Genomic DNA, 24,940 nt, shown 5'->3' on the forward strand with positions numbered 1-24,940 from the left:
ATGATAACGATTCAAAATTTATCGCTAAGTTATGATGATGAAAAATTCATATTAAACAATATTAATATGGAAATTGGGGAAAAAGAAATTGTTGCAATCTTGGGACCATCAGGTGCTGGGAAATCGTCACTATTAAGAAGCATTAACTTTTTAAATAAGCCAAATAGTGGGAATGTAATTATTGATGGAGTGAAAGTAGATGCTTCGAACTCTTCTAAAAAATCGATTCTTGAATTAAGAAAAAAAACTGCGATGGTTTTTCAAAATTATAACTTGTTTAAGAACATGACAGTTTTAGATAATTTAATTGTTTCACTTACAGAAGGACGTGGAATAGGTAAGAAAAAAGCCAATGAGATTGCGTTAGAACATTTAAAAAAAGTATCTATGTCGCCTTACGTCGATTATTATCCGGATGAACTTTCTGGAGGACAACAACAAAGGGTGGGAATCGCAAGAGCTATTTCTCTGAGCCCTAAGGTATTACTATTGGACGAGCCTACTTCTGCACTAGACCCGCAACTTGTAAATGAAATAAAAAATGTAATACAAACTTTAATCCAAAGCAATAAAAGCATGACGATACTCCTAGTTACCCATGATATAGATTTTGCGATGAAGTTAGCAGACAGAATATTATTTATAGATGAAGGGCACATTCTCTTCGATGGATCTAAAGATGAGTTTTTAAATGTAAATGATGTGAATATAAGTAAGTTTATGAATCGCTTGAAAAGCAGTTAAAGGAGGAACCATGAAATATAATTTTACAGAAGTTGTTGATAGAACGGATATGATTGGTAGTAGATGGCAAGAAATGTATGAGCTTAAGGGAAATATTCCTCCAGGTACGGTTCCTATTTCATCAGCTGATATGGATTTCGAATTAGCACCAGAAATTGTAGATGGCTTAAAAAATCATATTAACCATACAGTTTTTGGATATACAGAACCCAACATAGCGTATTTCGATTCAGTAGTAAGATGGATGAAAAGTAAACATAACTGGCAAATTGATTCGAATTGGGTTGTACCAATGCCAGGAATCGTTGCAGCGTTAGCAGTGTTTATACAGGAATTTAGTAAACCTGGCGATGGGGTTATTATTATGGATCCAGTCTGGCCAATGTTCAATGAAATTCCGCAGAGGTACTCAAGAAAAGTAGTAAAAAACTCATTGATTATCGAGGATAATGAATACAGGATTGATTTTAAAAATTTAGAAAAGAACGCTGCTAAAAAAGAAAATAAGATTTTATTATTTAATAATCCTCATAATCCAGTAGGTAGAGTTTGGACTGAGAAAGAATTGATAAAATTAGCACAAGTATGTGAAGAGCATAATTTGCTTGTGTTTTGTGATGAAGTCCATGAGGACTTGATATATCCAGGACATACTCATGTAAAATTATGTGAAGTCTCTGATTATATGAGAGCTCATACCATTGTTGCGACTTCTCCAAGTAAAGCATTTAATTTATCAGGACTTTGTGTTTCTAACATAATAATATCTAACTGTGACTTGTTAGAAAGATTTAAGAAAAAAGCTGAATTTTTAGTGTTAAATAAGGTTAACGCAATGGGATTAGAAGCTGGGAAATTAGCATATAATAAGGCAGAACCATGGTTAAATAATTTGTTGAATTTAATTAATATTAATAGGGGATTGTTGAATGAGATCATAAGTAGTGAATTACCCAAAGCTGTAGTTTATCCTCTTGAAGGAACATACTTGCAATGGATTAATTTAAATGAATATCAGTTAAGTTCAAAAAAAATACATGAGAAAAATATTGAAAATAATGTTTTTCTTACTGAAGGTGATATTTTCGGTGATATCGGTGAAGGATTTAATCGAATTAATATTGCCACTTCTACTGATAAGTTAACAGAAACATTGGAAAGATATACAAAAGGAATCAGCGAATTGATTTAAATGAGGGAGAAAATGAAATTAAAAAAGAATTTTCATGATGAAATGACCCCAGTAGAAAGAAGAAGAGCCATTCAACAGGGGAAAGAAATTGATAGAATACCTGTGGATTTACTTATAGTTGATAATAAAGCTCAGTTAGTTAATTGTAATGTCCGAGATCTTTTTTTTGATAGGAAAATAATGGTAGAAGCCGAGTTAAAAACCTACGAGAGATTTGGTGTAGACTGGTTATCTTGTTCACCGAACTCAAAAGCAATTTCCCAAAGTTTAGGGGGTAACTTTATTTTTCCTGAAAATAAAAGCGCATATTGTGGCGATCCAATATTGAAGGATTACAGTTATTTAGAGATGCTAGAGCCTAAAGAAGTGAGTCAAGATGATAGATTAAAACTATATTATGAAGTTGCTGAAGATTTAGCAGAAATAATTTATAATGAAGTGAATATGCATATCTATATTGGAGGCCCCCTAACCATTGCATCATATTTAAGAGGTGTCGAAAATGTGATGAAAGATATGAGAAAGCATCCAGAAAATTTACATAAACTGTTAAAGATAGTGACTGAATCCATGAAAAAGGTCATTAACGCATTTTCTGAAATTGATGGAATTGTATTTGCTCTAGCAGATCCAGTATCAAGCTGTGACATTACTTCCCCAAAAAATTTTAATGAGTTTTCTTATCCATATTTAAAAGAAGTATGTGATTATGCATTTGAAAAGACCGGCGAAAAACCATACATTCATATTTGCGGCAAAACAGAAAAAATATGGGATCAAATCATAAAATTAAAATTAAGCACATTTAGTATTGATAACGAATGTAATCTAAGAGAGGCTGTTCTTTATTTTGGAGATAAAATTGGCATTACGGGAAATATTCCCCCGTATAGCGTAATGGCTAGAGGCACTCATGAAGATATAAAAAGAAGCTACGAATCTTGCTTGGAAAACGGGTACAGATTGAATAAAAATTATATTTTAGGTCTAGGCTGTGATTACCCTCTGGGTTCTGATTTGACAAATATAGATTATCTAATGCATCTAGTTAGATCTTATCATTGATAAGTAAAATACTGATATTGTCATTGGTCTAAAATAATATACAGCTGTTGTTTTATGTATTTTAATAAGAAATAACATCAATAAAACGTCTTCTTTAAAAATATTTACACAAAATTTTGATTCAAGAAAGTCATTTTTTAGTTCCTTTTTTATGTCTTCGTGAAATGTACATATTAAGTACTATGGTGGATGTGATGATAATCCCGATAATCTTTTTTATCATGATATTCTTGTTTTTGAATATAACGATAGAGTCTGAAAAAATCGTTAATTTTATTTATTGTACAATCATTCTATTCAACCAACCTGTAATCATGCAGGTTGGTTTTTTTGTTGGAATAGAAAAGACCCTGGAATAAATTCAGGGTCGATGTGAGGTACAATTATTTAGGTGAAACTAAGATCTTCACTTGAGATTTGTCTTTTGTTAATTCGATAAAGCCTTCTTCGACAATATCAGCTAATTTAATTTCTTTTGTAACGAGTTTGTCAGCTGGGAAGTAGCCATTTTCCATTAATTCAAGCACTTTCGGGAAGACATGACGGTAACCAATAATTCCTTTCATAGTCTTTTCACCAATAGCGAATTCATTAGGATGTAAGCTTGCTTCTTGTTCCCAGATTGAAACGATCATCGCTTCACCGGCTTTACGTACTGCTTCAATCGATTGTTTCAAGACAACAGGGACACCTGTTACTTCATAAGAAACATCGACACCACCGCCATTGATGCGATGTAATGCTTCAACAATACTTTCGTCGCCTTCTGGACGAACAACAATTGCGCCTAATTCTTCAGCTTTTGCTTGACGCTCTTCAGATAATTCAATCGCATAAATCTTAGAAGCACCTGCTGCTTTAAGCGCTTCGATGACTAATAAACCGATTGGACCGCAACCAAAGACAGCGGCAGTATCACCTGCTTGAAGGGCTGATTGACGAACAGCATAAAGAGCAACCGCTGCAGGTTCAGTTAACGCTGCTTGTTCATAAGATAATCCTTCAGGGATAATATGTCCTAGCTCTGCGTCACAAACACAGAATTCTGCGAAACCACCGTCAGCTGCAAGACCGACGAAGTTCAAGTTCGGGTCTAAGTTATAATCTCCAATTAAGCCATGTTCTGCAATAATTGGTTCGATTACAACGCGGTCACCAGGCTTAACATTTTCCACGCCTTCACCAACTTCAACAACTTCCCCACAGAACTCATGACCTAAAGTAATCGGCGCTTGATCTCCTGAAAGTGGATGTGGTTGACCTTGAGGGACGAAGATAGGTCCTGCTAAGTATTCATGTAAGTCCGTTCCACAAATCCCTGAATAAGCTACGGCAACTTTCATTTGCCCAGGGCCTACCTCTGGAATATCAACTTCTTCTACACGAACATCTTCGGCATTATGCCATCTTGCTGCGTGCATTTTCGTCATAGTATCACTCCTTCTATATATTGACTCTATGATAAAAAGTTCACAAGGAAATGTCAACTAAAAACAACTGGGAGGGGGATAAATTTTCATTTTGTTTTCAGGAGGGGAGGAACTTTATTATTTTGTTTAAAATTTAAATTTATGTAAAGTCCAATGTGTCTTTGATTTACACAAGCTAATTGTACTCAATTATATTTGTAATCGCTTTTGTTTAGTGTATTCTTAAAGTAGAAAGAATATTCATTTGATCGAATCAATTCTAAAATTGCATAATATATTAATTGTTTTGAAATAAACTTGTGAAATAGCAAGGAAGGAGGGGGTTCATGACAAATCAAATATATAATGCCGATCAACGACAAAAAATGATTTATTTAATGCTATTTGTCAAAGAAAACAACTCAAGTTTATTTCATATACAAGATGTATTAGAGGTAAGTAAAAATACAATTATCAATGACATGAATAATTTAAAGAATAATTTGCGAAAAGCTGGTTCACAGACACAAATCGTCTATTCTAGAAAAGAAGGTTATCGATTAAAGGGTAACGCAGTACAAGTCAGATCTGAAGTATTTGATTGTATTGATAAGCTTTTGCACGAAATAAGTATCGATATTATTATTCAAAATATCGTGGATGAAGATGTGGTATTTTTATCTAACTTCAGAGAAATGTTCAAGAAGATTACCTGTGAAATCACCGTTGTTCCATCGAGAAGAGATCGAGTTTTTCTATTCCTGTATTGTTTATTTCTACATTTAGATAGAAATGGAATCGGATTGGATAGTTCTAATCAATCCAAATTCAGTGTATCGAATAAAATCCAACAGATTGTTACCGAATTACTGATAAATATTGATAGGGCATATGAAGATATTGAAAAAGAATATATAGCTGGCGTACTTTTAACGATGAGCAATAATCAGTTTTTGATGGAAGATTTTCCAACCATTTCAAACGTAGCTAGGGAGATAGTGAAAGAAGTTGAACGGATTTCAGCGGTAAGGTTCGAGGAACGAGAAAAGTTAATTTCTGATTTATACAACCATCTAATCCCAGCCTATTATCGAATCGTTTTAGAACTAAAATTTGAGAATACTTTATTAAATAAAATCAAAAATGAGTATTTAGAAATGTTTAACATTGTTAGTTTAGGGCTGAAACCTCTCAAGCAATTTATAGATTGTGATATCCCTGAAGATGAGGTTGGATTTTTAACTTTATTATTCGTTGGTTACTCAAAACGGAAACGGATTGTTGACACGCTGAACGCTATTGTTGTTTGTCCAAACGGTTTTAGCTCCTCATTAATAATGAAATCAACTCTTATTCAATTATTTCCTAATATAAATTTCATAGCAACGCACAATCATGAATTAACTGAGAGTATGATTATCGAAAATAGAATCGATGCTATTTTTTCAAATGTTCCGATTAATTTGGGAGTAAAGAATTATGTTGTAAGCCCGTTGATGAGCGAACTAGAAAAAAGAGAATTATATAATAATATTCAAAATGATTTTTTCTTTAAAAATCAGGGGACACTTTTAATTGAACAAGTTATTGATAGTGTAATGCCTTATATAGTAATTAAAGACAATCTAACTAGAGGAGACTTAATTAATAGAGTTACAGAACAATTAAGCCTAGAAAAAGAATCAAGAGGTGATGATAAACCAATGTTAACAGACTTATTAACTACCGATAAAATTGTAATAGTCGATCAAGAAATGGATTGGGAACAGAGTATCGCGAGTGCAGCAAATCCATTACTTGAAAAAGAGTTCATAACGCAAGAGTATATTCAATCAATGATAGATGTTGTGAAGGAAATGGGCCCTTATATTGTTTTAGCCCCCCAAGTTGCTCTAGCGCACTCACGCCCAGAGAATGGGGTGAAAGAACTTGGAATTAGTCTCTTAATCAATAAGAAACCTATTGATTATAATGAAGCAAGTCAAGAGGAATTTGATGAAGATCGACTGGTCCAGCTTGTATTTGTTTTAGCTGCAATTGATAATGAAACTCATTTAACAGCCTTAATTCAGTTATCGCAAATAATGGATGACGAATCAACCGTTGCGAAATTGTTAGAGGCTAGCAATAGTGAAGAGGCATTAAAAATTATAACAAAAAAATTAAAGGAGGAAGGAAATGATTAAAGTTGTAACGGTGTGTGGTAATGGTATTGGAAGTAGTTTGCTTTTGAAGTTAAAAATCGAAGAAATTTGTAGAGAAGAAGGGATTGAAGTAGAAGCACAGTCGATTGACTCCGGTAATGCAGTCGGTGTACCCGCTGATTTATATGTCACGACTAAAGAATTGTCATCAATTTTTCCATCATCAGCCAATGTAGCTATTATTCGTTCATATACTAATAAGAAGAAAATTATCGAAGACGTGTTACCCGAATTACAGCGGTTAGCTAATAAATAAATAAGGAGAGAGAAAAATGGAAGCAATATTACAGTTTATTCAGGATATTATTTCAGAACCGGCATTTCTAATGGGGCTCATTGCCTTTGTTGGTTTAGTTGCTTTGAGAGAAAAACCTCATAAAATTTTAACGGGTACCTTAGGTCCAATTTTAGGTTACTTAATGCTATCTGCCGGAGCAGGCGTTATTGTTAGCAATTTAGACCCACTTGCTCAAATGATCGAGCATGGATTTAATATTACCGGCGTTGTACCAAATAATGAGGCTGTTGTTTCAGTTGCTCAAGAGATTTTAGGTGTTGAGACAATGACGGTTTTAGTTGTGGGGTTGATAGTTAACCTCCTCATTGCTCGATTCACCCGCTTCAAGTATGTATTTTTAACAGGTCACCACAGTTTCTTCATGGCTTGCTTGCTAGCTGCGGTATTAGGAGCGATTGGAATTCAAGGGATTGAGTTAATTCTCTTAGGTGGATTCTTCTTAGGAGCATGGAGTGCAATCTCTCCAGCAATTGGTCAGCGAATGACTTTACAAGTGACAGACGGCGAAGATTTAGCGATGGGTCACTTTAGTTCACTGGGCTACTATGTTTCAGGGTTAATTGGTAAGTTAGTAGGTAAAGGAAGTGCTTCTACCGAAGATATCGAAGTTCCTGAAAAATGGTCATTCTTAAGAAATACAACGATCAGTACGGCTCTAACAATGTTAATTTTCTATCTTTTAGCAGCACTTGTAGCAGGTCCTCAATTTGTTAACGAATTATCAGGTGGAAAAAACTATATTGTTTACGCAATTATTTGTGGACTTAACTTTGCGGTAGGTGTTGCAATTGTCTACGCAGGGGTACGAATGATTCTTGCCGACTTAATTCCAGCATTCCAAGGTATTGCCTCAAGAGTAATTCCGAATGCGGTTCCTGCTGTTGACTGTGCGGTATTCTTTACATTTGCACCAACGGCGGTGATTATCGGATTTATTAGTTCATTTATCGGCGGTATTGTTGGGATGTTAATCTTAGGATTCACCGGAGGAGTTTTAATTATTCCAGGTATGGTTCCTCACTTCTTCTGTGGTGCAACTGCAGGTATTTATGGTAATGCTACAGGAGGACGACGTGGTGCTACAATCGGTGCTTTTGTGAATGGTTTATTATTATCATTTATCCCTGCACTATTACTTCCGGTACTAGGTCAGTTAGGATTTGCTAACACTACCTTTGGTGATACAGACTTTGGTGCAATTGGTATCTTATTAGGACGATTAGGTAATTCAATGGGTAATACAGGCATTTATATTATTGCTGCGATTACTTTATTGGTCTTAATCATTCCTAACTTTTTAAGCAAATCAAATATCGCAATTAATAATGTAGAAGAATAGAAAGAGAGTGTAGTATGGATTTAAAAATAGATATTTATGCAGATGGCGCAAATATTGATCAAATGCAACATGCGTTTGATAATTTAAATGTTGATGGTTTTACCACAAATCCTTCTTTAATGAAAAAAGCGGGGATCACTGATTATGAGCAATTCGCAATCGATGTGTTAAAACGATTCCCTGATTTACCCGTTTCATTTGAAGTTTTTGCGGATGATATTGAAACGATGGAACTGGAAGCACGTAAAATTGCCAGTTTAGGTGAAAATGTTTTTGTAAAAATTCCGGTAGTGAATTCTAAAGGTGAGTCTACTGCAGAATTAATTCAAAAATTATCTAAAGATGGAATCAAATTGAATGTGACCGCTGTTTTTACCGTTGAACAAGTTAAACAGGTTGTTGACGCCTTAGAAGAAGGTGTGGATAGTATTGTTTCTGTCTTTGCAGGAAGAATTGCTGACACTGGAGTGGATCCAACAGATATTATGAAACAATCTGCTGAGATATGTCATACTAAGGAAAAATGTAAACTATTGTGGGCTTCTCCACGAGAAGTGCTAAACATTATTCAAGCTCAAGAGGTAGAGTGTGATATTATTACCTGTACCCCAGAGTTGATTGAAAAAACCAAATTATTTGGAAAAGACCTCGAAGAATATTCTAAAGAAACAGTCCAAGGTTTTGTGAAAGACAGCCAACTTCTAGGATTTTCGATTCTGTAAAAGCTCTTGGTCAAATAGGATCAATAAAACACTTTTGGGAATTAAGCTACGGTTTGTAGCTTAATTCCTTTTTTGCGTAAGGGGCTTGATACTATGTGTTCATATACTTTATGAAAGATAAGAGAGTCATAGTCTATTAATCAATATGCACGTATCTTATTTTATTATATTTACTTCGTGCTTTTAATATGAAGGACATCATTGTTTAATCAAGATAAAGAAAAGGTTGATGAAAATTGTGTCATCAGTCAAAATTAATTTGAGTCCCATTTTTTGAAATTTGAATACCAGAAAAACTAGGTATATCGTTAAGGTCGAATCCGCTAGATACTGCAAAGACATGAATGTTATCTTTTATTTTTAACTCATCGTTAGGAATTGGAACCCATATTTTTCCGTATGGGCAGGGTTATTATTTAAATACCCAGTCAACTCTGTTTGAGAAATATAATCTTCAATTTCGCATATTTCAAAATCAAATTCAAAGTATTTATTTTTAAAGCCATCTTCACTATTCATTATATCCTCGTATGATGTATCATACGCTAATTCTTGGCGACCTTTTTCGGTCTCATTTAAAAGTAACGACGAGGAATATCCTGCTTCTGTTAAACTCAAAAAGTCAACTTGAATATTTAATAATGTTTCATCAGAATTATCTGGACCGTATTTTGTCACAATAAGTTCCCGGGCATTTCTGTCAATAGTGCATGAGCTTGTCTGACCTTCCTCAATCTCAGACCCGATAACACTGTAAAATTCAGCTAATTCCTCTTCAGACAAGTTTGGCATAAATTTATTTGAAATTAATTTAACTAATTCTAGTAGCTGAATATTTTGCCAATGTTTTTTGAATTCAACTGATAAAGTGGCACCATCCCATGAATTCCTCTCTGTTGAAATGAAAATATATTGATTAGAATAACTTGTTATAGGAGGAAATAAATATACAGAATCAGGAATTTGATTCCCTTGATAAAGAGTTGAAATCTTAGATACATCAAAACTACTCTCATTATCAATTGTGTGCACTAATCTATTAATCCACGCACTATCTACATATTTATTATAATCGTGTGAATATTTTTCACTGAAAATATCATCTTTTCTATATGAAGAGCATCCTAACATACTAATAATAGCTAATGACGCAAATATAATTTTCTTTAATTTATTCATTTAATCACCTCTCTTGACATTAATTATACCCTACAGATTTAGCAACTCAATAGAATCGTGGAATAGGTTACGGTATAAAGGATTTTATATAAATATGTAAAAGTAATAAAAAAGAACAGATAAAATTACAATTTTTCAGTTAGCTGTAATTTATAAAAAAATTAGCAAAATCAAAGTGTTATTTTAACTTTAAGACATAAAATAAAATATATTTTCATGACATCAATAATAGTTCAAAACTCTTGCGAAAGAGGTTTCAGTGGAGTATTCTTTTATATAAAGATATTAGGGAGGGTTTTCAATGAAAGTAAACTCTAATAAGGTTTTACCAGCAGTGCAGAAATTAGGTTTTGCAATACCGGCAACAAATTTTATTGATTTAGATTCTGCAAGAACTTTTGTAAAAGTCGCTGAAGAAAGAAAGTTACCACTGATTTTAGCTTTTGCTGAATCACATCGACATATTATTTCGCTTGAAGAAGCAGCGTTGATTGGGAATTACTTTGTTGATAACGCATCAGTGCCAATTGTGTTACATCTTGATCATGGGACGAACCCAGAATTTATTTTTAAAGCAATCGAACTAGGTTTTAGTTCGGTAATGATTGATGCGTCACAAAAAGAATTTGAAGAGAACATCAAAATTACTAAAGAAATAGTTGATTATGCGCATAAACACAATGTTTCAGTTGAAGCCGAGTTAGGTCATGTAGGGTCTGAGGACTTGACTGAAGCATACGAATTAAGTGATTCGATTTACACTGAAGTAAAAGATGTCATCGAATTTGTTGACCGAACAAATGTAGACTCACTTGCAATATCGATAGGTACTGCTCACGGTGTCTATAAAGGAGAACCTAAGATTAATTTTGAAAGATTGGAAGAAATAAAAGAAATATCAAAAGTTCCATTAGTGCTTCATGGCGGGTCTTCATCTGGTGATGAGAATCTATCGAAATGTGCAGCAAATGGCATTTCAAAAATTAATATTTTTACAGACTTTATTAATGGTGCACTACATAAAATTGAAGAAGGGCATCCTAAAAACTACCTAGTTTTAAAAGAATTAGCTAATTTAGGCATGGAAGAAGTTTTGAATCACTATTATGACGTTTTTGGCACTCAGTCTATTGAAATATAGGAGAGATGAAATGACAGATAAAGTAAAAGCGCCTTTTTTTGTTTTTAATCCAAAGTCATATCTTTATGGGGATACATTGCTAGAGATGGCAATTGAAGCGGATCAGTTAGCTGGAAAGCATCCTGAATGCACTTTTTTTGTAACCTGTCCATATTCAGACATACAAAATATTGCTAAGCATACTGAAAATATTATTGTGACTGCTCAGCATTTGGATGGAATAAGTCCGGGTAGAGGAATGGGTAAAGTCTTGCCTGACTCCATCTATAATGCAGGAGCGAGAGCTACATTTTTAAATCACGCAGAGAATCCATTATCTTTCTCAGAACTTGTCCAATCGATTAATAAGGCAGATGAATTGAATATCATTACGATTGTCTGTGCTGATTCTATAAAAGAAGCAAAGGCTATAGCCACGTTAGAACCTGACATTATTCTATGTGAACCAACTGAGTTAATTGGAACAGGTCAAACAAGTGATAAAGAATATGTATTAACTACTAATAAGATTGTGAAGGATATTAGTCCAAATATATTAGTGATGCAAGCAGCAGGTATCAGTAGTGCTCAAGATGTATATGATGTAATCAAGTTGGGTGCTGATGGAACAGGATGCACTAGTGGCATTGTAAAAGCTCCAGATCCTAAAGCGATGTTGAAAGATATGTTTGAAGCAGCGATAAAAGCATACCAAGAGGGGGATTCAGATGGCAGTATATAAAAAAACAATAGAGTTAGATACAAAGGAAAAAATTGTAACCTATGTTGACGTGACACCCGAAATAAGAAAAGCCATTGAAGAGAGTGGTATCGAAAATGGTATCTGTGCGGTGGTTACACCTCATACTACGTGTGCTGTATTCTTTGAAGAGTATGCCCATGATAAAAATGAAGATGGACTCGATACATTGCAGCAAGATTTAAATAATGTTCTCTCGAAGATAATTCCTGCTCATGATTCTGCAGAAGTGTATAATTATCCGGGAGAGGAACATTATCAAGTCGTAGAAGCATGGGATAATGCCGCTGAATATTTACCGGGAGGTGATAGAAGAGCACTGTGGAATGGTGATGCGCATTTAAAATCAACCCTCATTGGAACCAGTGAGGTATTAAGTGTTGAAGACAATAAGTTGGCTGTAGGAAGTACAGGCTATGTCTACTTCGTTGACTTTGATGTGACAAGGGATAGAGTTCGAAAATGTTCAATCACCATTATAGGAGAGTAATTAAATGAAGGAGAATTATATCGATGAGTAATTTTAGTTTATTAAATAAAGATTTAATCTTTCTAAATAAGGAATTTGCAAATACAGATGAGCTTTTTGGATTTATTTCAGATAAAGGATTAGAGTTAGGGTTTTCGAAACCTTCGTTCGAAGACGCCCTCAAAACACGAGAACAAAACTTTCCTACAGGGCTAAAACTAAATGAATATAGTGTAGCAATACCTCATGCTGATGCTGAACACATAAAAGAAGAATTCATTTCACTCATTACCTTAAAGTCACCGATAACTTTCAAATCTATGGAGGATCCGAAGCAATCGGTGGAAGTGAATTTGGTATTTGTTCTAGGGTTAATTAACCCTGACAATCAGCTTGAGACTTTACAAAGTGTTGTTGAATTAATGCAGAATACTGACAAAGTAAGAGCTTTGTTAGATGCACAATCGATTGAAAAGATTGAAGAGATTATCAAATAAAATTTTTAAAAGAAATGAGGTATTATGATGTTTGATTTTGTTCAGAAGTTTATTGACTTAGGACCATCCATTGTCCTTCCAATATTAATTTTTATCTTTGCGTTAATCCTCGGAACAGCACCTCGTCGTGCTTTCAAAGCTGGTTTAACGGTAGGTGTTGGTTTTATCGGGCTTAATCTTGTAACAGGATTATTAGGAGATAGTATCGGTCCAGCTGCTCAACAAATGGTTGAAAGATTTGGTCTTTCTCTAAACGTAGTCGATGTGGGTTGGCCAGCAGCATCCGCTATTTCATACGGTACCGTACTAGGAAGTTTAGCAATCCCAGTTGGTATTGGAGTTAATATTATTTTATTATTATTTGGTCTAACTAAGACACTGATGGTTGATATTTGGAACTTTTGGCATGCTGCGTTTGTGGCTTCATTAGTTTTTGCTGTAACAAATAATTTCTCACAAAGTCTTTATGCAATGGTTGCGTATTTAGTCATGATTTATTTATTAGGGGATCTTATTGCACCGACAATTGGAGAATTTTACCAATTCCCAAATATTACTTTCCCACACGGAACATCTGCGCCTGGATTCATTATTGCATTACCACTTAACTGGTTATTTGATAGAATACCAGGCTTGAATAAAATTGAAGCAAGCCCAGAAACAATTCAAGAAAAATTCGGAATTTTTGGTGATACAACGGTTATGGGCTTAATGATTGGTATTGTAATGGGGTTACTTGCAAACTATTCAATTGGCGATTCATTACAACTAGGTGTACAGCTTGCAGCGGTAATGGTGCTGTTACCACGTATGGTTGCTTTATTAATGGAAGGTCTTGCACCCATTTCTGAATCAGCGAATGAGTTCGTACAGAAAAGATTCCCTGGTCGAGAGCTTAATATCGGGATGGACTCTGCATTATCTGTAGGTCATTCGGCAGTATTATCTAGTTCATTATTACTAGTGCCAATCACAATTCTTTTAGCATTTATCTTACCAGGAAATAAAGTAATTCCATTTGGAGACTTAGCGACAATTCCATATGCTGTGTGTTTAATGGCAGCAGTATTTAAAGGGAATATTGTTCGAACTGTATTGGGTGGTACTTTATATATGGCATCAATCCTATACATTACTTCTTGGGCAGCTCCGCTTGTAACAGCAGCAGCTAAAGCAGCAAACTTTGGTATGGGGAATAACGAAAGCATCACTGCGATGATCGAAGGTGGACTATGGCCAACATGGTTATTCATTACTGCCGCTAAAGTTAATGTATGGCTTATTATTACAATTGTATTAGTTGCTTCCTTAGCAGGACTATACTATGTAAATAAAGTGAAAACAAAAGCAAAATAATAATATTGTAGTTAATTAGGAGGAAATTCAATGAAAAAGTTACTAGTAATGTGTGGCTCAGGAATTGCCACATCAACAGTCGTGATGAATAAAGTAAAAGATTGGCTAAAAGCTGAAGGGTTAGATAAAGAAGTCTCATTATTCCAATCCAAAGTAGCAGAGGAAGCGAACCGTCTTGATGATTACGATGTCGTTATCTCTACAACAGCAGTACCAGACAATCTAAAAGATAAAGTAATTATGGCTGTTCCATTACTTACAGGTATTGGTGCAGATAAAGTATTTGAAGAAATCAAAGCAGAGTTAAGTAAATAAAAAACAATAATTAAAAGAAAGGGTTGATGAAAAAATCGTCAACCCTATTTATTATAGAATCAGTTATAAAAATTATGAAATGAAAATTGTGTTTACAAATGATAAAAATCTTCACCAACTTAATTATTAAAAAATTGAAATTCGTAGAATATTAATACTATTGGTAGATATTAATACCTTTACTTTTATATTTTTGAAATATTTCTTTGGACAAGTCATGTGTAAATATATTTAAGTTTCTGATATCAGAATCGATGATAAAATTACTGATAGTTTCAAATTTATCCGATGTAACAATTGAAAAAATAGATTCTGATCGTTCCATCATTAATCTTTTTATATTTGCTTCTTCAAATGTTGGTACAGAGGTGCCTAATGTAGAATCAACATGATAAATACCATTAATAAAAATATCAAAATTCATATTTCGAATGATTTCAAAAGTCGAAGCCCCTACATTAATCATGGGTTTCTTATATAGCTTTCCACCGACCACGATAATTTCACTTGATTCTAATTTTGCTAACTCAGTAGCGATGGGAGGGCAGTTTGTAACAAAAGTAGCATTAAAATTTGGTGGGAGCAATTTTACTAGTTCTAAGTTACTAGTGCTTCCGTCAATTAATATTGTCTTGTGTTGTGATATATAAGGAAGAATTTTTTTGGAAATCAATCTTTTAACATGGGTGTTAACAGAGCATCTATATTCAAAGCTTGTTACAGCTGGACCAATTCTAACAGCTCCTGACCTTATTCTTTTTAACATTTTTTGGTTTTCTAATTCTACTAAATCACGACGTACTGTATCTTCGCTAACATTTAATTTCGATGATAAATCAATAATGTTAACTTTACCTTCTATACTAATCATTTCCACAATCGTCTGGTGTCTTTTTTCTTTATTCATTGTCCTCACCTTGTTACTATTTATTTTTATGCCTACAATAGAATCATTTATTAGTACTTTTCTTGCATTAATTTGCAGAATATGTGCAAATAGGTGCAAAAAAAGTATTGACCCTTTTATTGTTTGCGGTTACAATTGAATTATGACTTAATAATAAAGAAAAATCAAATTTATCTAAAAATAGCTATGAGATTTCAATATGGGGGGAAGAATTTTAATGGGCGGATTTGAAAACGCTTATACAACAGTTCTAGAAGAACTTAAAGCTACTTTTGAATCAATAAATGAGAGTGAAATAGAAGAATTAATAACAATCATTACAAACTCAGACCAAGTTTTTTTTGTAGGGGTAGGAAGAGTGCTATTATCTTTAAAATCAATAGCGAAAAGATGGTCACATTTAGGGATTAAATGTGTAGTTGTAGGAGACATAACAGAACCAGCTATCAAAAAAAATGATGTACTTATCGTTGGATCAGGGAGTGGTGAAAGTATAATCCCTCTCGAAATTGCGAAGAAAGCGAAAGACTTGCAAGCGGTAGTTGTTCATATAGGATCTAATGGGGAGAGTTCTATCTCCAAATTAAGTGATTTATTTGTTAGAATCCCCGTACAAACTAAATTGTATTTAGACGACGAAATACCGTCATCACAACCAATGACAAGTCTATTTGAACAAATGTTATTGCTTCTGGGGGATGTCGTGGGATTAATGATTATTAAAGAAAAAAGTATTAATCTAGATTCTCTATGGGAATTTCATGCAAATTTAGAGTGATATTTTTCGAATTAAGTAACTTAAAAATTATATTTAAACAATTAAAGAAACAGTACTAAAGAGGTGATTTAATGAAATTGATACTTGATACAGCTGATATAAGAAAAATAGAGCGCTATTTGGAATATTTACCAGTATACGGAGTGACAACAAATCCAAGCATAATCAAAAAATCAAATCCGAATTCATTTGAAACGAGCATGAAAAATATTAAATCGTTATTAAGCAAAGAACAGAGCTTGCATATACAAACAGTTTCTTCAGATTTTAATGCTATCATTCGTGAGGCTGAATATATTATCGATAAAATAGGAAACGATACTTATATAAAGGTCCCAGTAACAATAGAAGGATTAAAAGCAATTAAATATTTGAAAGACAATAGTTTTAACGTTACGGCTACAGCAATATACAACGAAATACAAGCTCAGCTAGCCATTGGATATAATGTGGATTTTTTAGCTCCATATGTGAATAGAATGTTAAATTTAGATACGGATCCCTTTCGAATAATTTCTAGGATCAACAGTACAATTGTAAGAGAAAATAAAAGCACTGAAATTTTAGGCGCTAGCTTTAAAAATATTACTCAGGTGTTAAATGCATATCATGCGGGAGCGAATTACCTAACTGTGGGTGTGGATGTAGTTGATAAATTTCTAGATGATAAAAATATTAATTATGCTGTCGAAGCATTTGCCTCAGATTGGAAAGAGTATTATGGTAACCAAACTTTTGATTTTTAGGAGGGGATAAATATGAAACTTCAGGTTGCAATAGATGATGTATCTTATGAAGAAGCTTTGGATATAGTAAGAGATCTCCATCCATATTTAGATATTATTGAAGTTGGGACACCTATGATAATAAAATATGGATTAAAACTAGTAAGTGAAATTAGAAAAAAACACCCAAACATAGAAATATTAGCGGATTGTAAAATTATGGATGGTGGAGCTCTGGAGACAGAAATGTCACTCAAAGCTGGGGCTGACATAGTGACAGTTATGGGAATAACGGATGACTCAACTATAAAAGATTCAATCCAAGTGGCTCACAAGTTTGGCAAGAAGATTATGGTTGATATGCTTTGTGTAAACAATGTTAAGGTGAGAGCTACTGAGTTGGAAAGAATGGGAGCTGATATACTGTCTATTCATACTGGTGTGGATCAGCAATCTTCAGGGAAAAACTCATTAAAAGGATTAATAGAATTAAAAGAAGTAATTTCTTCTTCAAAAGTCGCGGTAGCAGGAGGAATAAATTTAAAAACCTTGTCCGAATATAAAGTTTTATCTCCAGATATCATTATTGTAGGAGGGGGAATAATAAAAGCTAATGATAGGATATCAGAGTGTCAAAAAATTTATGAAAGTATAAAAGGTATTACAAATGAATACTGAGAATAACTTTAAATTAATTATTGGAGAGATACAAGAGTATTTAGAATTAATCAACTTTCAACAAATAGAAGAAATAGTTGATTATATAATGACTTCAGAAAAAATTTATATTGCTGGGGCAGGCCGGTCCGGAGTATTTTTAAAGGGTTTTGCAAATCGTCTAATGCACTTGGGAAAAAAAGTTTACTTTATTGGAGATATAACCACCCCTGCGGCAAAAGAGAATGATTTGTTATTAATAACATCAGGTTCTGGATTAACTGAAACAATGGTAACTTTAGCTAAGAAAGCTAAGAAGTTAAAGGTTAATATTGCGTTGTTAACTATGAATGATGAGTCTGAACTAGCGAAAATTTCGAATGTTTTTGCTACGATACCTGGTAAAACACCGAGACTTGAAGGCCTGGGGTATAAATCAAGTCAGCCAATGGCAACTATTTTTGAGCAATTATCAGGTTTACTATATGATGCCATGATTTTAACATTAATGGATAAAATGGGAGTTTCTGAGAAAGAAATGTATAACAGACATGCTAATTTGGAGTGAAAGGAGGATTAGATATGGGAGAAATTATTAAAGGAATTGATTTGAAAGTATATAGTCCATTAAAAGGTAAATTAATTATGCTTTCCGATGTTGATGATGAAGTTTTTGCAACTAAGGCATTAGGAGATGGTGTAGCAATTATCCCAGAAATTGGAGAGGTATATGCACCTTTTAGTGGAAAAGTTGAATCGATTTTTACAACAGGACATGCGATTAGTATTAAAAGTGAAACTGGAGCGGACTTATTGATTCACATAGGTGTCAACACTGTTGAATTAGATGGACAAGGTTTTGAATGCTTTGTAACTGAGGGAGATTTAATTGAAAAAGGTCAATTCTTGATTCGATTCGATATAGAATATATAAAAAGTAAAGGACTAGATACAGTTACTTCTCTTGTTGTTCCAAATCATACAAAGTTTAAGGAAATCGAATATGAAAAATCACAAAATGTAGAAGTGGGACAATTAATTATGAAAATAGAGTCATAATCTGAAATGATTGAGAATTATAACTAGACACCATTAGAGATGTTGCTAGGATAATGAGATCTTAATACATCTTAGATGAAGGGAGGAAAAATTTATTTTTTTGTTAGTATTAAAAAATTTTATAGATTAAATGGAGGAATAAAAAAATGAAAAAAATAATGAAGTTTTTGGCGGTATTATTAATGGTATTTGGTCTAATGAGTCATAGTGCTGTAGCTCTTGCATCAGGTTTAGACTATGATCCAGCTACTTTTAAATCAGATAAAGACCGGTCTGAATGGACGATAGGTGTTGTAACTAAAGATAATACATCAGCTTGGTTTATGCGTATGGAAGATGGTATTGAGCAATTTAGGAAAGATACGGGAATTAATGTTATTTCACGCGGGCCAGCTAGCCCAGATGCTGCTTCTCAGGTTCAAGTTATTGAAGACTTGATTGCACAGGGTGTTGATGCGTTGTTGGTTGTTCCACTTGACCCACAAGCCTTAGAATCAACATTAAAAAATGCGCTTGATCAAGGAATTGTAGTAATTACACATGAAGCCTCAAATCAAGAAAATACATTATATGACGTTGAAGCATTTACATCAGATATGTTTGGTTCAACAATTATGGATGAGTTGGCTAATGCAATGGATAAAAAAGGCAAATATGCAATGATGGTAGGTTATACAACATCTACAACACATATGGAATATGCGAATGCTCAGCATGAAAGACAAGAAGAGGAATATCCAGAGATGGAGCTTATTAATGGAGAAGTACCTAGTGCTGAGTCAGAAGAAAGTATTAATACAGCATACGAAAAAGCAAGAGAAATATTAAGTGTTAACCCAGATTTAAGAGGGTTTACTGGAGTTGCTTCAACTGACTGTCCGGGTATAGCAAATGCGGTTGAAGAATTAGGACTACAGGAACAAGTAGCAATTGTAGGAGTAGGTACTCCAAATGAATTCAGACCATATATTGAGAGTGGAACAATCAATAAGTTATTATTATGGGATCCCGCGGATGCAGGTTATGCCATGCTACAAACAGCTGTCAAGGTGTTAAACGGTGAATTAATTGAGAATGAGTCAGATTTAGGTGTAACTGGCTATGAAAAGGTTGAAGTTTCAGAAAAAACAAACAGAATTATTATTGGTAATGCACCACTGATTATTGATTCAGAAAATATCGGAGATTACGATTTCTAATACAGATTTTAGCATGAAAGCGTCATATCGATTAAGGTCGAATCTATGACGCTTTCTTTTTATAGAAGAGGTGAGGAAATGGTACAAAAATTTATTTCAATGGAGAACATATGCAAAAACTTTGGTGGTGTAAAAGCTTTAAAAGGAGCCTCATTACAAATAAATAAAGGGGAGGTTCATTGTTTAGCTGGTGAAAATGGAAGTGGTAAATCAACAATTATTAAAGTTTTATCTGGTGTTCATAAACCAGAAAGTGGAAAAATAATTATTGATGACCAAGAATATACAGAAATGAAACCAAGTGAGGCTATTAAACAAGGAATACAAATTATTTATCAAGATTTTTCTATATTCCCTAATTTAACGGTTAGAGAAAATTTAGCGCTAAATAAGATATTATTAGACGGGAAGAAATTAGTAACCAAAAAAGATTTTGATGTTATAGCGAAAGAAGCGATTGCCAAAATAGGATTTGAAGTTGACCTTGACGAACTAGTTGAAAATCTTTCAGTGGCTGATAAACAACTTGTAGCGATTTCTAGAGCTCTACTGGATGATGCAAAATTAATAGTTATGGATGAACCAACAACAGCTTTGACAAAAAAAGAAGTTGACAGATTATTTGATATAATCCGCCGACTAGTAGCGGAAGATGTAACGATCCTATTTGTTTCACATAAATTAGATGAAGTGTTTGAAATTTGTGATAGAATTACTGTTTTTAGAAATGGTGAAAATGTAATAACACTCCCGATTTCTGATATGACAGAAGAAAAATTTTCATTTTATATGACAGGTCGTGATTTAAAATATGAACAATCTCACTACGAAAAGAATATTGGAGATACAGTACTTGAGTTAAAAGGACTTACAGGAAAGAACTTTTCGGATATAGATTTCTCTATTAAAAAAGGAGAAATTGTAGGGATAACTGGTCACTTAGGAAATGGACGCTCTGAATTGACACAGACACTTTTTGGTTTATTACAACCTACTTCAGGAGAGGTATATATTGATGGAGAAAAGGTAATAATAGAGAATCCAAAGCGTGCACAGGATTTAGGAATTGCTTTGGTACCTGAAGATCGTTTAACAGAAGGATTATTTTTACCTATGTCAATAAAAACAAATGCGACTGCTGCTATGATTGATAAATATGCCAATTCATTAGGAATAATAAATAGAAAAAAAGTTATAGAAAAATCAAGAGAGGCAATAAATCAGTTTTCAATTGCAACAACAGATGAAGATCAAGCAGTAGGAGCTCTTTCAGGGGGTAACCAGCAAAAGGTCTTATTATCTAGATGGATAGATACCCAACCGAAAATTTTAATTTTAAATGGGCCAACTGCAGGTGTAGATATTGGAGCGAAGCATGATATATATAAAGTATTAAAAACTCTATCTCTTGCTGGCGTGGCTATAATTATAGGTTCGGATGATATGCGAGAAATAACACAAAATTGTGACAGAGTAGAAGTGATGACTGATGGAAAAATAATAACGACTCTACAAAAAGAGGAATTAACACCAGAAATATTATCAAACTATATGTAGAAGGAGCTGATAATAAATGAATATGAAAAGTAAAATGAATAAGTTGTTTTTTAAGTCAGAGTTTTTCGTGTTTCTGATTATAATTATCTTTGCATTGCTTGTTCAGGTTAGGTCTGGTCAATTTTTTTCAAATACTAATATGATCAATTTGCTCAGATCAATGACTGTACCGTTAATATATGGTTTATGTGCATATCTAGGTTTTATTAGTACTGGAGCCGATATTTCTTTTCCGCTAATTGCTGCTTTAAGTACTTATATGGGTACCATATTTGTTACCAATATGGGAATGACGGTGGGAACATTGGGAGCGTTTATTATTTCGATTTTATTTGGTCTTTTATTGGGTTTTCTAAATGGCTTTTTAATTTCTAACTATGATTTTCCTTCTCTTATTGTGACTCTAGGAACTTCAACAATATTTAGTGGTATTTTATTTGGGGTTTTAAATGCGGGACGAGTACTTTTACCTACAGAAATAATGAGTTTCGTTGAAAAACCATTAATCAGTGTTACGAATCCAACTACTAATATTAGTGCAGCTTTGCCCAAAACATTCATAATTGCATTATTACTGTATTTAGCTGTGTATTTAGTTCTAAATTATACTATTGCTGGAAGAGGAGTTTTTGCAATTGGTGGTGATTCTTCATCCGCTGAGCGTGCAGGCTTTAATGTAAAATTGATTCGTACAAGTCTCTTTACAATAAGTGGTGGGATTGCGGCGATTGCAGGTATGTGCTATGCGCTTGAAACTAAATATTTCTTACCAACAGAATATGTCGGAGGAGAAATGACTGTTATTGCTGCTGTGGTACTAGGCGGTACAAGTATGGCTTCTGGGAAGGGAAGTTTGACGGGAGTTTTTCTAGGTACTTTGTTACTAACAATGGTATCCAATAGTTTGATGCTTATAGGGGTTCCAATATATTGGCAACGAGCAATTGTTGGTTTAATAATAGTTGTTGGTACTGCAATATCGGTACTTGACATTTCAAAACTTCGTTTTGCTAAGTGAAAGAGGTGTAATAGTATGAATAAGGGTAAATATAATAATCACATATCACGACTAATATTGATTTTAATTGGGATATTGCTACTAGCATTTATCATAAAAGGAGATTCTTTTTATAAGACTACAAATTTTATATCTATGCAAAGACAAATGGTTGAATACGGCTTGATGGCTTTGGGTGTATCAGTTGCTATGATTTCAGGTGGAATTGATTTGTCAACTGTTTATATTGCAAACCTCAGCGCGATTATAGCTGGATTAATTATGATGAACTATTCGGGAATAACAGGAATCGTTTTAGCTGTGGTCTGTGCTATTGGTATTGGAGTAATTTGTGGTACTTTAAATGGGGTATTAGTGTCTAAAATCAATATTCCTCCAATGCTTGCTACTTTAGGTACAATGCAATTGTTCATGGGAATAGCGATTATAATAACAGCAGGACGAGGTTTAAGCGGCGTTTCTGACATATTTCCAGTCATTAGCAAAGTAACTTTATTTAATTTTATTCCATTATCATTTGTTATCTATTTATTTCTAGTAGCTTTAATAGCTTATATTTTTGATCGCACAACCTTTGGTTTGAAGGTATATTCTGTTGGAACTAATAGTTTGGCATCAAGATATACAGGGTATAATGTATCTAAAATTCTAATAAAAACTTATCTTATCTCAGGTATTTTGTCATCAGTAGCAGGATTAATTAGTTTATCTAGGATTAATTCAGCTAAAGCAGACTTCGGATCCAGCTATACAATGCAAACAATTTTGATAGCAGTATTAGGAGGATTAAACCCTAATGGAGGATCAGGTAAAATATTAGGAGTATTTCTCGCTACAATTATAGTCCAAGTACTATCATCATTACTTAATTTATTCCCTAATATCAATAATTTTTACAGAGATTTAATATGGGGAGGGGCCTTAATTTTCGTACTTCTTTTAAATTACTATGTAGATAATAAAAAAAGAAGGAGCTCATAAATGAAAAAAATTGTAGTGATAGGAAGTATAAATATTGATTTATTTATTTATGGAATAGAAAGGATACCGAGATTAAACGAGGCAGTATTAGGAGAATCATATGAATACGGATATGGTGGAAAAGCAGCTAATCAAGCTATAGCATTGAATAAAATGGATATAAAAACATACTTGATTGGTTCTGTTGGAAAAGATGAATACGGCAGTAACTATCTGAATTACTTAGATGGATTAAATATAAACACTGACCACCTAAAAGTAGTTGAAAAAGAGAAAACAGGAACTGCAGTAATAAACATTATGAATAATGGAGAATATTTTTCAACGACTATCCCTGGAGCTAACCACTATGTAGACGTAAGTGAGTTAGAAAAAATAATTACTGAAATAAATCCTGATTTTGTATTGATTCAATTTGAAATTTTAAAAGAAACTATATATTCAATTGCTGAAATCTGTAATTCTATGAATGTAAAATTAGTAGTAGATGCAGGTCCACCTTTACCTGGACTAGATTTAAATAAATTAGGAAAGATATTTATACTGTCACCTAATCAAAGTGAAGCAGAATTTTTAACCGGAATAAAAATTGAATCAGAACAATCGATTTATGAAACCGCGCTAACCCTTTATGAAAATAGCAATTCAGAATATATCCTATTAAAATTAGGGGAACAAGGTTCCTATCTATATGATGGACAAAAAGGTGAGTTGTTCCCGTCATATAAGGTGAATGCGGTTGATACCACTGCCGCAGGCGATACTTTTATAGCGAGTTTTCTTAAGAGATATTTAGAAACGCAAGATATACCTAAATCAATTGATTTTGCATCATACGCATCCTCGATTTGTGTAACGAAAAAAGGAGCTGCTGAATCAATACCTTCCTATAAAGAGGTTATGGACGGATACCAAAAAATGGAGGAATAGAAAATGGGAAAAAAGATTGCCATAGGAAATGACCATGGTGGATACGAACTTAAAAATCAAATAGTGACATTCTTGAAGGAAAATGGCTATGAAGTCCTTGATTTTGGTTGTCATTCGCCCGAGAGTGTAGATTTTCCAGGGTATATAAAAAAAGTTACAGACTCTATTCAAAATCAAACAGCAAATAAAGGCATTATTATATGTGGCACAGGAATTGGTGTTTCAATAGCTGCTAATCGAAATCCAGGAATCCGGGCGGCATTATGTACTAATGAGTACATGGCTAGAAAATCAAGAGAACACAATGATGCGAATATATTAGCTTTAGGAGCAAGAGTTGTTGGAACAGATTTAGCACTTAGTATTATTAAAGCTTTTTTAGATACAGATTTTACTTCTGAAAGTAGACACGTTAGACGTATGAATAAGATGGAAGAATTAAACAAGTAATATAAAAGGT

Annotated in this window: 27 protein-coding genes; 24 read left to right on the plus strand and 3 right to left on the minus strand. The window is 33.5% G+C overall.

Going from position 1 to position 24,940, the window contains the following annotated elements; genetic code table 11:
• The 3 genes from HMPREF9707_RS05005 to HMPREF9707_RS05015 are packed head-to-tail and all read left to right on the plus strand — an operon-like array spanning position 1 to position 3,001.
• Positions 1 to 744 (plus strand): amino acid ABC transporter ATP-binding protein, encoded by a 744-nt coding sequence (locus tag HMPREF9707_RS05005; RefSeq protein WP_006701605.1) that lies wholly within the window; start codon positions 1 to 3, stop codon positions 742 to 744.
• Between the two features lie 10 nt (positions 745 to 754).
• Complete coding sequence (locus HMPREF9707_RS05010) at positions 755 to 1,936, plus strand: MalY/PatB family protein (protein WP_006701606.1); 1,182 nt, start codon at positions 755 to 757, stop codon at positions 1,934 to 1,936.
• 12 nt (positions 1,937 to 1,948) lie between these two features.
• Positions 1,949 to 3,001 (plus strand): uroporphyrinogen decarboxylase family protein, encoded by a 1,053-nt coding sequence (locus HMPREF9707_RS05015; protein WP_006701607.1) that lies wholly within the window; start codon positions 1,949 to 1,951, stop codon positions 2,999 to 3,001.
• Positions 3,002 to 3,384: 383 nt separating this feature from the next.
• Here the strand turns inward: HMPREF9707_RS05015 and HMPREF9707_RS05020 are convergent, their stop codons facing one another.
• Positions 3,385 to 4,431: a 2,3-butanediol dehydrogenase gene (locus tag HMPREF9707_RS05020; protein ID WP_006701608.1), complete on the minus strand. Its 1,047-nt coding sequence runs from the start codon at positions 4,429 to 4,431 to the stop codon at positions 3,385 to 3,387.
• A 326-nt stretch (positions 4,432 to 4,757) separates the two neighbouring features.
• On the opposite strand from HMPREF9707_RS05020, the gene HMPREF9707_RS05025 reads away from it, so the two are divergent.
• The 4 genes from HMPREF9707_RS05025 to HMPREF9707_RS05040 are packed head-to-tail and all read left to right on the plus strand — an operon-like array spanning position 4,758 to position 8,973.
• Positions 4,758 to 6,596, plus strand: a complete 1,839-nt coding sequence (locus tag HMPREF9707_RS05025) for a BglG family transcription antiterminator (protein WP_006701609.1) — start codon at positions 4,758 to 4,760, stop codon at positions 6,594 to 6,596.
• Positions 6,589 to 6,870: a PTS sugar transporter subunit IIB gene (locus tag HMPREF9707_RS05030; RefSeq protein WP_006701610.1), complete on the plus strand. Its 282-nt coding sequence runs from the start codon at positions 6,589 to 6,591 to the stop codon at positions 6,868 to 6,870. Before HMPREF9707_RS05025 ends, HMPREF9707_RS05030 begins: the two co-directional genes overlap by 8 nt.
• Positions 6,871 to 6,886: 16 nt before the next feature.
• Positions 6,887 to 8,251 carry a PTS ascorbate transporter subunit IIC gene (locus HMPREF9707_RS05035; protein ID WP_006701611.1) on the plus strand — a complete coding sequence of 455 codons (1,365 nt, stop codon included), beginning with the start codon at positions 6,887 to 6,889 and terminating at the stop codon, positions 8,249 to 8,251.
• Between the two features lie 14 nt (positions 8,252 to 8,265).
• Positions 8,266 to 8,973 carry a transaldolase gene (locus HMPREF9707_RS05040; protein ID WP_006701612.1) on the plus strand — a complete coding sequence of 236 codons (708 nt, stop codon included), beginning with the start codon at positions 8,266 to 8,268 and terminating at the stop codon, positions 8,971 to 8,973.
• A 360-nt stretch (positions 8,974 to 9,333) separates the two neighbouring features.
• Here the strand turns inward: HMPREF9707_RS05040 and HMPREF9707_RS05045 are convergent, their stop codons facing one another.
• A complete protein-coding gene (locus HMPREF9707_RS05045) occupies positions 9,334 to 10,152 on the minus strand; it encodes a hypothetical protein (RefSeq protein WP_006701613.1) in 819 nt (272 codons plus the stop codon).
• Positions 10,153 to 10,453: 301 nt separating this feature from the next.
• On the opposite strand from HMPREF9707_RS05045, the gene HMPREF9707_RS05050 reads away from it, so the two are divergent.
• The 6 genes from HMPREF9707_RS05050 to HMPREF9707_RS05075 are packed head-to-tail and all read left to right on the plus strand — an operon-like array spanning position 10,454 to position 14,669.
• Positions 10,454 to 11,293, plus strand: coding sequence for a class II fructose-bisphosphate aldolase (locus HMPREF9707_RS05050; RefSeq protein WP_006701614.1), 840 nt, complete (start codon positions 10,454 to 10,456; stop codon positions 11,291 to 11,293).
• Between the two features lie 10 nt (positions 11,294 to 11,303).
• Complete coding sequence (locus HMPREF9707_RS05055; RefSeq protein ID WP_006701615.1) at positions 11,304 to 12,014, plus strand: triose-phosphate isomerase; 711 nt, start codon at positions 11,304 to 11,306, stop codon at positions 12,012 to 12,014.
• The gene (locus tag HMPREF9707_RS05060; RefSeq protein ID WP_006701616.1) at positions 12,001 to 12,522 is read left to right on the plus strand and encodes a YjbQ family protein; all 522 of its coding nucleotides are present in this window, start codon (positions 12,001 to 12,003) and stop codon (positions 12,520 to 12,522) included. The genes HMPREF9707_RS05055 and HMPREF9707_RS05060 overlap by 14 nt, the downstream gene beginning before the upstream one ends.
• Before the next feature lie 23 nt (positions 12,523 to 12,545).
• Positions 12,546 to 12,998 carry a PTS sugar transporter subunit IIA gene (locus tag HMPREF9707_RS05065; RefSeq protein WP_006701617.1) on the plus strand — a complete coding sequence of 151 codons (453 nt, stop codon included), beginning with the start codon at positions 12,546 to 12,548 and terminating at the stop codon, positions 12,996 to 12,998.
• A 27-nt stretch (positions 12,999 to 13,025) separates the two neighbouring features.
• Positions 13,026 to 14,354 (plus strand): PTS galactitol transporter subunit IIC, encoded by a 1,329-nt coding sequence (locus HMPREF9707_RS05070; protein ID WP_006701618.1) that lies wholly within the window; start codon positions 13,026 to 13,028, stop codon positions 14,352 to 14,354.
• A gap of 30 nt (positions 14,355 to 14,384) precedes the next feature.
• The gene (locus tag HMPREF9707_RS05075) at positions 14,385 to 14,669 is read left to right on the plus strand and encodes a PTS sugar transporter subunit IIB (RefSeq protein ID WP_006701619.1); all 285 of its coding nucleotides are present in this window, start codon (positions 14,385 to 14,387) and stop codon (positions 14,667 to 14,669) included.
• 157 nt (positions 14,670 to 14,826) lie between these two features.
• On the opposite strand, the gene HMPREF9707_RS05080 is transcribed toward HMPREF9707_RS05075, so the two are convergent.
• Positions 14,827 to 15,576: a DeoR/GlpR family DNA-binding transcription regulator gene (locus HMPREF9707_RS05080; RefSeq protein ID WP_006701620.1), complete on the minus strand. Its 750-nt coding sequence runs from the start codon at positions 15,574 to 15,576 to the stop codon at positions 14,827 to 14,829.
• Between the two features lie 199 nt (positions 15,577 to 15,775).
• Between HMPREF9707_RS05080 and hxlB (HMPREF9707_RS05085) the strand changes: the two genes are divergently transcribed.
• The 11 genes from hxlB (HMPREF9707_RS05085) (at position 15,776) to rpiB (ending at position 24,930) form a co-directional block, all read left to right on the plus strand.
• Positions 15,776 to 16,354: a 6-phospho-3-hexuloisomerase gene (gene hxlB / locus HMPREF9707_RS05085; protein WP_006701621.1), complete on the plus strand. Its 579-nt coding sequence runs from the start codon at positions 15,776 to 15,778 to the stop codon at positions 16,352 to 16,354.
• A 71-nt stretch (positions 16,355 to 16,425) separates the two neighbouring features.
• Positions 16,426 to 17,100, plus strand: coding sequence for a fructose-6-phosphate aldolase (locus tag HMPREF9707_RS05090; RefSeq protein ID WP_006701622.1), 675 nt, complete (start codon positions 16,426 to 16,428; stop codon positions 17,098 to 17,100).
• A gap of 12 nt (positions 17,101 to 17,112) precedes the next feature.
• Positions 17,113 to 17,757, plus strand: a complete 645-nt coding sequence (hxlA, locus tag HMPREF9707_RS05095) for a 3-hexulose-6-phosphate synthase (RefSeq protein WP_006701623.1) — start codon at positions 17,113 to 17,115, stop codon at positions 17,755 to 17,757.
• Positions 17,747 to 18,304 carry a 6-phospho-3-hexuloisomerase gene (hxlB, locus tag HMPREF9707_RS05100; RefSeq protein WP_006701624.1) on the plus strand — a complete coding sequence of 186 codons (558 nt, stop codon included), beginning with the start codon at positions 17,747 to 17,749 and terminating at the stop codon, positions 18,302 to 18,304. Before hxlA ends, hxlB (HMPREF9707_RS05100) begins: the two co-directional genes overlap by 11 nt.
• A 14-nt stretch (positions 18,305 to 18,318) precedes the next feature.
• A complete protein-coding gene (locus HMPREF9707_RS05105; RefSeq protein ID WP_006701625.1) occupies positions 18,319 to 18,795 on the plus strand; it encodes a PTS sugar transporter subunit IIA in 477 nt (158 codons plus the stop codon).
• 146 nt (positions 18,796 to 18,941) lie between these two features.
• Entirely contained in the window at positions 18,942 to 19,994 is a 1,053-nt protein-coding gene (locus tag HMPREF9707_RS05110; RefSeq protein WP_006701626.1) for an autoinducer 2 ABC transporter substrate-binding protein, read from the plus strand.
• A gap of 78 nt (positions 19,995 to 20,072) precedes the next feature.
• Positions 20,073 to 21,551, plus strand: a complete 1,479-nt coding sequence (locus HMPREF9707_RS05115; protein ID WP_006701627.1) for a sugar ABC transporter ATP-binding protein — start codon at positions 20,073 to 20,075, stop codon at positions 21,549 to 21,551.
• A 16-nt stretch (positions 21,552 to 21,567) separates the two neighbouring features.
• The gene (locus HMPREF9707_RS05120; RefSeq protein ID WP_006701628.1) at positions 21,568 to 22,569 is read left to right on the plus strand and encodes an ABC transporter permease; all 1,002 of its coding nucleotides are present in this window, start codon (positions 21,568 to 21,570) and stop codon (positions 22,567 to 22,569) included.
• 15 nt (positions 22,570 to 22,584) lie between these two features.
• Entirely contained in the window at positions 22,585 to 23,550 is a 966-nt protein-coding gene (locus tag HMPREF9707_RS05125; protein ID WP_006701629.1) for an ABC transporter permease, read from the plus strand.
• A complete protein-coding gene (locus tag HMPREF9707_RS05130) occupies positions 23,551 to 24,480 on the plus strand; it encodes a ribokinase (RefSeq protein ID WP_006701630.1) in 930 nt (309 codons plus the stop codon).
• Positions 24,481 to 24,483: 3 nt separating this feature from the next.
• Positions 24,484 to 24,930 (plus strand): ribose 5-phosphate isomerase B, encoded by a 447-nt coding sequence (rpiB, locus tag HMPREF9707_RS05135; RefSeq protein WP_006701631.1) that lies wholly within the window; start codon positions 24,484 to 24,486, stop codon positions 24,928 to 24,930.
• Positions 24,931 to 24,940 lie beyond the last annotated feature (10 nt).

The organism is Falseniella ignava CCUG 37419 (assembly GCF_000301055.1).
GTDB classification, from domain to species: Bacteria; Bacillota; Bacilli; order Lactobacillales; family Aerococcaceae; genus Falseniella; species Falseniella ignava.

Bases quoted from the DNA above. Each gene is read 5' to 3' on its own strand.
- HMPREF9707_RS05045 (WP_006701613.1), bottom strand. From the start codon at position 10,152: ATGAATAAATTAAAGAAAATTATATTTGCGTCATTAGCTATTATTAGT.
- HMPREF9707_RS05020 (WP_006701608.1), bottom strand. From the start codon at position 4,431: ATGACGAAAATGCACGCAGCAAGATGGCATAATGCCGAAGATGTTCGT.
- HMPREF9707_RS05010 (WP_006701606.1), top strand. From the start codon at position 755: ATGAAATATAATTTTACAGAAGTTGTTGATAGAACGGATATGATTGGT.
- HMPREF9707_RS05080 (WP_006701620.1), bottom strand. From the start codon at position 15,576: ATGAATAAAGAAAAAAGACACCAGACGATTGTGGAAATGATTAGTATA.
- hxlA (WP_006701623.1), top strand. From the start codon at position 17,113: ATGAAACTTCAGGTTGCAATAGATGATGTATCTTATGAAGAAGCTTTG.
- HMPREF9707_RS05065 (WP_006701617.1), top strand. From the start codon at position 12,546: ATGAGTAATTTTAGTTTATTAAATAAAGATTTAATCTTTCTAAATAAG.
- HMPREF9707_RS05130 (WP_006701630.1), top strand. From the start codon at position 23,551: ATGAAAAAAATTGTAGTGATAGGAAGTATAAATATTGATTTATTTATT.
- HMPREF9707_RS05120 (WP_006701628.1), top strand. From the start codon at position 21,568: ATGAATATGAAAAGTAAAATGAATAAGTTGTTTTTTAAGTCAGAGTTT.
- HMPREF9707_RS05040 (WP_006701612.1), top strand. From the start codon at position 8,266: ATGGATTTAAAAATAGATATTTATGCAGATGGCGCAAATATTGATCAA.
- HMPREF9707_RS05025 (WP_006701609.1), top strand. From the start codon at position 4,758: ATGACAAATCAAATATATAATGCCGATCAACGACAAAAAATGATTTAT.
- HMPREF9707_RS05125 (WP_006701629.1), top strand. From the start codon at position 22,585: ATGAATAAGGGTAAATATAATAATCACATATCACGACTAATATTGATT.
- HMPREF9707_RS05050 (WP_006701614.1), top strand. From the start codon at position 10,454: ATGAAAGTAAACTCTAATAAGGTTTTACCAGCAGTGCAGAAATTAGGT.
- hxlB (WP_006701621.1), top strand. From the start codon at position 15,776: ATGGGGGGAAGAATTTTAATGGGCGGATTTGAAAACGCTTATACAACA.
- rpiB (WP_006701631.1), top strand. From the start codon at position 24,484: ATGGGAAAAAAGATTGCCATAGGAAATGACCATGGTGGATACGAACTT.
- HMPREF9707_RS05110 (WP_006701626.1), top strand. From the start codon at position 18,942: ATGAAAAAAATAATGAAGTTTTTGGCGGTATTATTAATGGTATTTGGT.
- HMPREF9707_RS05005 (WP_006701605.1), top strand. From the start codon at position 1: ATGATAACGATTCAAAATTTATCGCTAAGTTATGATGATGAAAAATTC.
- HMPREF9707_RS05015 (WP_006701607.1), top strand. From the start codon at position 1,949: ATGAAATTAAAAAAGAATTTTCATGATGAAATGACCCCAGTAGAAAGA.
- HMPREF9707_RS05090 (WP_006701622.1), top strand. From the start codon at position 16,426: ATGAAATTGATACTTGATACAGCTGATATAAGAAAAATAGAGCGCTAT.
- HMPREF9707_RS05055 (WP_006701615.1), top strand. From the start codon at position 11,304: ATGACAGATAAAGTAAAAGCGCCTTTTTTTGTTTTTAATCCAAAGTCA.
- HMPREF9707_RS05075 (WP_006701619.1), top strand. From the start codon at position 14,385: ATGAAAAAGTTACTAGTAATGTGTGGCTCAGGAATTGCCACATCAACA.
- HMPREF9707_RS05105 (WP_006701625.1), top strand. From the start codon at position 18,319: ATGGGAGAAATTATTAAAGGAATTGATTTGAAAGTATATAGTCCATTA.
- HMPREF9707_RS05030 (WP_006701610.1), top strand. From the start codon at position 6,589: ATGATTAAAGTTGTAACGGTGTGTGGTAATGGTATTGGAAGTAGTTTG.
- HMPREF9707_RS05115 (WP_006701627.1), top strand. From the start codon at position 20,073: ATGGTACAAAAATTTATTTCAATGGAGAACATATGCAAAAACTTTGGT.
- hxlB (WP_006701624.1), top strand. From the start codon at position 17,747: ATGAATACTGAGAATAACTTTAAATTAATTATTGGAGAGATACAAGAG.
- HMPREF9707_RS05070 (WP_006701618.1), top strand. From the start codon at position 13,026: ATGTTTGATTTTGTTCAGAAGTTTATTGACTTAGGACCATCCATTGTC.
- HMPREF9707_RS05060 (WP_006701616.1), top strand. From the start codon at position 12,001: ATGGCAGTATATAAAAAAACAATAGAGTTAGATACAAAGGAAAAAATT.
- HMPREF9707_RS05035 (WP_006701611.1), top strand. From the start codon at position 6,887: ATGGAAGCAATATTACAGTTTATTCAGGATATTATTTCAGAACCGGCA.